The following is a 6,840-nucleotide window of genomic DNA, read 5'->3' as shown; positions in this document are numbered from 1 at the left end:
TTTTCTTAACCTATTTATTGAATAAGAATAACTAAGCTTTTCTTTATCTTACTTACTTAATAAGAATAGGTAAGTTTTTCTTAACCTATTTATTGAATAAGAATAACTAAGCTTTTCTTTATCTTACTTAATAAGAATAGGTAAGTTTTTCTTTACCTTACTTACTTAATAAGAATAGGTAAGTTTTCTTAACCTTATATATTGAATAAGAATAGGTAAGTTTTTTTACCTTATTTATTGAATAAAATAATTAAGCTTTTCTAATCTTACTTATTGAATTAAGAATAGTTAAACTTTTCACAACCTTATTTGTGAATTCAGTATAGTTAAGTTTTGCATAACCTTATTTCAATCTATAAATAGTAATATAGTTGTATATGTCAAATGTAAGAATGTATATCATAATAAAACAAATCATGAATTGTATTAATTTGGTAATCACAACTCAATTGTATCCCAAATAGCTATTTTAGTGTATTTCGTTAAATCTTTTTCTAACCAATAATTATACTTATTACCTTGAATGTCTGTAATCATCCTAATTACAGGGCGTGCAGGTTTTCTTGGATTTTGTCTTAGAACAATACCTGTTTCACCTTCATTTGTAATGACGCCTATACCGTTTGGATAATAAGCAATAGAATCTTTAAATGCATTTATTACATCAGGATCAAATTTTATTCCGCTTTGATTAATGAGATAACGAATTGTATCATGAACTTTCATTTTAGGTTCCAGATGACCATAAACCTTGGAATCAAATTCATCGCATACTCCAACAATTTTACTTCCAATTTTAATTTTATCCGCTTTTTTATGAAACGGGAAACCGGAACCATCTAACCTTTCATGATGACATAATATAATATCTTTTGAAGATACTGATATCCAACTTTCTCTTATTAGCAAAGAATAACCATCAATTACATGACTCATAAGCTCTTTCTGCTGCTCTTTCGAACAATTATTAAATATACTGTCCATATAGTCAAAGCTAACCAAATTATAACCAATATCATGTAATAAACTACCGACCGCTATATCTCTTATTTTTGTTCTGGGGAGTTTCATTCTAATAGCTATTAAAACAGAAAGGGAACAAACATTGATACAATGAGAATAAATACTTTCACTTTTCTTCCTAATACCATATATATTGAACATAATTTCGGGTTCTTTTAAAATATCCCGAATAATTTCTTCTGCTATTTTTTTAATCTCTATTAATTCATCTACTTCTTGATATGAATACCTATCAATTATTTCTTTTACGCTGGTAAGACATTGATCTTGAATAAGCAGTTCCTGAATTTGTTCATCGTCTACACCTTCTGATAACTCATCCTCTACATATATATAATTTATATCTAATTCTTTTAATCTCTCTATGTATTGCTTTTTTAATACAGTTCCAGTTGCAATAATTATAGTTCCATTGTCATTTACTATATCTCTTGCCAGTTTTTCAGAACCCTTAATAGAATCAACTAAAATTCTTCTCATTGGCATCTCCTTACTAAAGTAATATTAGCCCATATCTCTCATCTTTCTTTCATATCTATTATCTATTATATATCATAAAAATACAATAATCCAACCGACCTAATTATATAATTAATTCTTACTTTTTTTTAATTTAGGCTCAATAATTATTGAAATATTCTTGAATTTCAAAGAATGACACATAAAATTATCCTCATCTTACTTTAATAAAGCAAAAAGAGGAAATTTTTATCTCTTGTCTTACTTTTACTCCATATAATTATTTGAGTTAATTGCCTGTTCTAAAGCAAGTTTTTCTTCTTCTGCCAATACAACATAAGATTCTCCCTTTAATATTTCTTTTATGTATGTATAGCATCCTTCTCTACTGGAATGCATAGAATTTATAATAAATCCATCATTGTTATCATTCAGTAAAGCAAGAGAAAAACTTAATTTTCCACCCATCTCTTTAAAAGCATCGTATTTAACTATTCCTATTTTTTGATAAGTTGAAAGTAATGTTTCGCTGATATTTTCCAATTTTGTTTTAATTTTTTTATTTTCTACTTTCAGAAAATCTATTTCAGAAAATCTTGTAAGAATAACTTCTTCAAGATCTTTACCATTAGAACCGGACATAAAGCTTCTATATTTCTTTTTTAAGTTTCTATTTTTTACAAATAATATAATATTCATTATAAATAAAATAACTGAGAAACCTGCTACCCCTAATAAAACATATCCTAAATCAAGACCCAATTCTTCAAAAATGCTCATTTATTTTTCTCCTCGTTATGTACTTTTTCACTCATGTAGTGCTTCAAACATTTCAATAATTCGTTCTAACTCATCTGTAGAATAGTATTCTATTTCAATTTTTCCTTTATCTTTTGCTTTTCTTTTTATACTTACTTTGGTTCCTATTATTTTTTTCATTTTTTCTTCTATATTACGATAAATAAAACTATCTTCTTTGGTAACAGCAATTTCTTCTTTTACCGGTTTATTTTCTAATATTTTTTTTACTAACTTTTCAATTTCTCTTACACTCAGCTTCTCATCAAATACTTTCATTGCAATCTGATATTGTGTATCTTTATCTTCAATAGAAAGGAGTGCTCGTCCATGACCTGTAGATATCATACTATCTGTAATCATTTGCTGCACTCTTTCATCCAATTTCAGCAATCTCATGGAATTGGTTATAGTTACTCTGCTTTTTGAAACTCGTTCCGCAACTTCATCTTGTTTTAAATTAAATTCCTTAATTAAATTTTGATAAGCCATAGCTTCTTCAATTGGATTCAAATCTTGTCTTTGAATATTTTCAATTAAAGCTATCTCCATACTTTCCTGAGGCGTATATTCCTTTATAATTGCTGGAACTTTCTTTAAACCTGCAATTCTTGCGGCTCTCCATCTTCTTTCACCTGCTATAATGGAATAATACTTACCTTTCTTCTGTAAAATCAAAGGTTGTATGACACCATATTGTTTAATAGAATCTGCTAGTTCCTGCAAGGTATCTTCTTCGAAGTTCTTTCTAGGCTGTCCCGTATTTGGTTCAATTTCATTAATATTAATTAATGTTTCACGTGAAACATTTTCATCTGTCTCTTTTTTTTTATCAGTATTAGTAGCTTGTTCAATTTTTTCGGGTATCATAGAATCCAGACCCTTACCTAAACCTTTTTTTAAAGCTGCCATTTTTCCTCCTACCTTTTCATCTGAATCAATATTTATTTCTATCAATTACCTCATCTGCCAAATCTCTATATCCTTCCGCACCGGCAGATCTTGGGTCATATATATTAATAGGCAGGCCATGACTAGGTGCTTCTGCCAAACGCACATTTCTGGGAATAATAGATTTATATATATTCTGTTTCAAATTTTCCTTAACGTTTTCCACCACTTGCAGGGATAAGTTTGTTCTCGCATCAAACATAGTAAATACTACGCCTTCAATTTCCAAGTCTGGATTTAAACGTTTTTTAACTAAATTAATTGTATGTATTAATTGCGTTAAACCCTCTAACGCATAATATTCACATTGAATTGGTACTAAAACAGTATCCGCCGTTGTCATTGCATTAACCGTCAGTGTGTTTAGAGATGGTGGACAATCAATTATTATGTAATCATATTTATCTCTTATCTTTTCAATATGTTTCTTTAAAATAAACTCTCTTTCTTCTACACCTATGAGTTCAATTTCCGCACCGGCTAAATTAACATTGGATGGTAATATTGATAAATTTTCAAAAATATTTTCTATTACACAGTCCTCAATAGGGGACGCTCCAATCACGAGTTGGTAAACAGTATTTTCTAAACTGTTTTTATCCACGCCCAGGCCACTGGAAGTATTACCTTGTGGATCTATATCAATCGTTAATACTTTCATACCTTTTTCCGCTAAACAAGCCGACAAATTAATGGTTGTTGTAGTTTTACCAACTCCGCCTTTTTGATTAGCCACAGCTATAATACGTCCCATGATATCTCCCCTTTTCTATAAACTATTACAATAATTGTATTATATCATCATTTGTACTATTAATCTATACTTTACGACATTCTTTTATATTTTTTTTAAATTCAATTAATGTTTCACGTGAAACATTAGAAAAAACACAAAATATAATTAGCTTTTAACTAATCTCTATCTAAAAAACTAATATATTTCTATCAATAGTTTATAATAGAACATTTTTTCCTAATAGATAAATCTATAAAGTCAAAAAACGTACAAATTATTATTCTAACTTGTACGTTCTGCTTCTAATGAATATTCAATATCTAATATAAATTTACCAAATTATTTTTAATTGCATATACTGCAGCTTGGGTACGATCAGAAACACCAATTTTCTTAAAAATATTAGAAACATGGTTTTTTACTGTCTTTTCACTAATAGATAGCTGATATGCAATTTCTTTATTAAATAGACCTTCTGTTAATAATTTAAGAACCTCAATTTCTCTTCTTGTTAGTATTTGATTATCTTCTTCTAAATTTATTGTTCTATCCCTATTATCTATCTTATCCATTAGGGAAGGCACTAATTCATTTTGAATAAATCTTTCACCTCTATAAACTGATGCAATTGCTTTTTTCAATATAGCTGAATCTGAATCCTTTAATACATAGCCATCCACACCTAATTCAATCGCCTTTTCTAAATATTCAATTTCATTATGTATGGTTAGCATTAAAATCTTACTTGGGCATTTATGCTTCTTTAATGTTTTTAAAACATTTAAGCCATTCATTTGAGGCATGTTGATATCTAACAATAAAACTTCCGGTTTATAAGTTCTCATCATATTTAAGCAAGTGACTCCATCTCCGGCCTCCCCAACGACCTCAATATCACCGTCTATCTCTAACAATTGCTTTAAACCTTCTCTGATCATACAATGGTCATCTGATATCATTACTTTAATTGTCTTCATTATTTATCCCCCGTATAATTTCGTATTGGAACTATAACCTTAATTTTGGTTCCCTTATTATTACTGGATTCAATATTCAATTGACCTGATAATAGAAGGACTCTTTCCTTCATAATAGATAAACCAAATCCAGAATTTATTTTTCCATCTGATACTTTTGGTGAACTTTGATTAAAACCAATCCCATTATCATTAATAGTCAATGCAATAGAATCATCACCATAAAAGAGATCAATTAATATCTTCTTTGCCTTACCATGTTTAATTGCATTATTCGTAGCTTCTTGAACAATTCTAAAAATTGTTAAATTAATAATTGGTAGCACGTTATACTCTTCTTCGTTTACCTTAAACTCAATATTCACATTATGGCTAGATCTTTTTTCATTAATATATTTTTCAACAGTAGATACCAAACCTAAATCATCTAAAGACATTGGCCTTAAATCATAAATGATATTTCTCATATCAGCAATGGTACCTTTAATAGTTCGTATCATAGTTTGTAATTCCAATTTAGCCCTTACTGAGTCAATATCTATTAATTTTGTACATAACTCCGTCTTATACATTAAGTTTGTCAAATTCTGTACTGTAGAGTCATGTAAATCTCTTGCAATCCGCTTTCTTTCATTCTCATATGATTCCAGCGCACTTATACCAAAAGACGAATCCAATTGATTCATATTAATTTTATTTAAATCATAAATATCTTCTTCTGATATACAATTATTTGATATATTTTGATATTGATTATCAATATCATATGTATTCCAATCGTTTATACTACAAAAGCAATCTCTTAAATTCTCTAATTCTCTCTTTTTAATAAGATGAAATTCCAAGTCTGCTTGTAAATGAGCTAATTTAGAATTGCATTGTTCAATCTCATCGTTAATCCTTTTATATCTATTTTTTTTATCTCCTACAGAAGAAGGCGTAAATAATTCAGCATTAAAATTATTGGAATCCTTTTCATCCAAAATGCTTATATTTAATTCCTTTAAATTATCTTTCAAAAGTTCCATAGATGTTTGCAGATGTTTAATAATTTCATTTTCTTCATCATTTAAACTGTTTACAAAAAAATATGAACGATCTAAGTTGTTTTTTAATTGATCTTTTTCTAAATCATCGGAAGTATCAATAAAACTATCTTTTCTTATATCTGCCAATCATTGTCACTCTCCTCTCGTTACTATAATACAACAAAATTGGTATAATTTAAAGAGTTATTTTACAATAAGTTGTCAATATATAAAAGAAAAAGTCTATTTTCCGCATTTTTTGAACAAATGACACTTATTAAGGCTCATAAAAATCCATTTATTTTCATTTTTATCATGTACATTCTCTATAACGGTAAATCCTAATTTAGAAAAAAAATGAATTGAATTTTCATCAGCCTTCACCCAAACTTCCTGCTCTTCATTCCGAAACACCTTATCCACCAGCATCCGAACAACAAAATCTCCATAATACTTTCCTCGTTCTTCTTTTAAAACTGCAACCTGGTTAATCCAAAATTGGTTATCTATCAAAGATAGCCTTCCGGCAGCTACAACTTTATGTTCCTCATTAAATACTATTACATGCTCTGATTCAGTATTTCTTCCATCCGATATGCTTTCCACTGTAAAACCCATTTCTTCAACAAATACTTTCTTCCTTATTTCTAAAATATCAGAAAAGTCATCCTCAGACTTTAAAAATTTACCTTCTATCATAAGAAACCTCCTTAATCTTGTTAATTTGCATTTATAATAAAAATTTATCGCAGTAGGACGCTTTGCCTAGGGGTTGTAAAATATGTTTTATCGTGATGTCAACAGTTTTATGATTTTATTTCAATACACAGCTTTGCCCTCCATAAACTAAATTGACCATAGAGAGTGG

At 28.7% G+C, this 6,840-nt stretch carries 7 protein-coding genes; all 7 read right to left on the bottom strand.

What is annotated here, in order from left to right; genetic code table 11:
• Window positions 1-438: 438 nt before the first annotated feature.
• Window positions 439-1,503: an HD-GYP domain-containing protein gene (locus RT261_RS04580; protein ID WP_313129949.1), complete on the bottom strand. Its 1,065-nt coding sequence runs from the start codon at window positions 1,501-1,503 to the stop codon at window positions 439-441.
• A 246-nt stretch (window positions 1,504-1,749) separates the two neighbouring features.
• Window positions 1,750-2,262: a DUF4446 family protein gene (locus RT261_RS04575; protein WP_313129947.1), complete on the bottom strand. Its 513-nt coding sequence runs from the start codon at window positions 2,260-2,262 to the stop codon at window positions 1,750-1,752.
• A 27-nt stretch (window positions 2,263-2,289) separates the two neighbouring features.
• The gene (locus RT261_RS04570; protein ID WP_313129945.1) at window positions 2,290-3,192 is read right to left on the bottom strand and encodes a ParB/RepB/Spo0J family partition protein; all 903 of its coding nucleotides are present in this window, start codon (window positions 3,190-3,192) and stop codon (window positions 2,290-2,292) included.
• Window positions 3,193-3,217: 25 nt separating this feature from the next.
• Complete coding sequence (locus RT261_RS04565; RefSeq protein ID WP_313129942.1) at window positions 3,218-3,985, bottom strand: ParA family protein; 768 nt, start codon at window positions 3,983-3,985, stop codon at window positions 3,218-3,220.
• Window positions 3,986-4,287: 302 nt separating this feature from the next.
• The gene (locus RT261_RS04560; RefSeq protein WP_313129939.1) at window positions 4,288-4,944 is read right to left on the bottom strand and encodes a response regulator transcription factor; all 657 of its coding nucleotides are present in this window, start codon (window positions 4,942-4,944) and stop codon (window positions 4,288-4,290) included.
• The gene (locus tag RT261_RS04555) at window positions 4,944-6,119 is read right to left on the bottom strand and encodes a sensor histidine kinase (protein ID WP_313129937.1); all 1,176 of its coding nucleotides are present in this window, start codon (window positions 6,117-6,119) and stop codon (window positions 4,944-4,946) included. The genes RT261_RS04560 and RT261_RS04555 overlap by 1 nt, the downstream gene beginning before the upstream one ends.
• Window positions 6,120-6,215: 96 nt before the next feature.
• Window positions 6,216-6,671 carry a GNAT family N-acetyltransferase gene (locus tag RT261_RS04550; RefSeq protein ID WP_313129935.1) on the bottom strand — a complete coding sequence of 152 codons (456 nt, stop codon included), beginning with the start codon at window positions 6,669-6,671 and terminating at the stop codon, window positions 6,216-6,218.
• Window positions 6,672-6,840: the final 169 nt, after the last annotated feature.

This window comes from Anaerocolumna sp. (assembly GCF_032079385.1).
Lineage (GTDB): Bacteria > Bacillota > Clostridia > Lachnospirales > Lachnospiraceae > Anaerocolumna.
The sequence above is the reverse complement of the archived record's forward strand: the minus strand, read 5'-3'. Positions and strand labels throughout refer to the sequence as shown.

Bases quoted from the DNA above. Each gene is read 5' to 3' on its own strand.
- RT261_RS04580 (WP_313129949.1), bottom strand. From the start codon at position 1,503: ATGAGAAGAATTTTAGTTGATTCTATTAAGGGTTCTGAAAAACTGGCA.
- RT261_RS04575 (WP_313129947.1), bottom strand. From the start codon at position 2,262: ATGAGCATTTTTGAAGAATTGGGTCTTGATTTAGGATATGTTTTATTA.
- RT261_RS04570 (WP_313129945.1), bottom strand. From the start codon at position 3,192: ATGGCAGCTTTAAAAAAAGGTTTAGGTAAGGGTCTGGATTCTATGATA.
- RT261_RS04565 (WP_313129942.1), bottom strand. From the start codon at position 3,985: ATGGGACGTATTATAGCTGTGGCTAATCAAAAAGGCGGAGTTGGTAAA.
- RT261_RS04560 (WP_313129939.1), bottom strand. From the start codon at position 4,944: ATGAAGACAATTAAAGTAATGATATCAGATGACCATTGTATGATCAGA.
- RT261_RS04550 (WP_313129935.1), bottom strand. From the start codon at position 6,671: ATGATAGAAGGTAAATTTTTAAAGTCTGAGGATGACTTTTCTGATATT.